This window comes from Mesorhizobium sp. WSM4989, assembly GCF_029625795.1.
Classification (GTDB): domain Bacteria; phylum Pseudomonadota; class Alphaproteobacteria; order Rhizobiales; family Rhizobiaceae; genus Mesorhizobium.
Map to the genome: position 1 here is coordinate 1 of NZ_JARTVN010000072.1, position 235 is coordinate 235.

Sequence of the window (235 nt, forward strand, 5' to 3'; positions counted from 1 at the left end):
GTGCTGCGCCATATCATGCCGCTTTGCATTTCGTCCCTGATCGTCAGGGTGACGCTCGACATGGCCGGCATCATCCTGACCGCCGCCGGGCTCGGTTTCCTCGGCCTCGGCGCGCAGCCGCCGCTGCCCGAATGGGGCACGATGATCGCGTCCGGCCGCCGCTTCGTGCTCGACCAGTGGTGGGTGGCCGGTGCGCCGGGCTTCGCCATCCTCATCGTCAGCCTCGGCTTCAACC

Annotated in this window: 1 protein-coding gene; it reads left to right on the forward strand. The window is 68.5% G+C overall.

Annotated elements, in window-relative coordinates; translation table 11 throughout:
* The coding region (locus P9217_RS30365) for an ABC transporter permease subunit (RefSeq protein ID WP_347404379.1) at positions 1-235 on the forward strand (235 nt) is incomplete at both ends.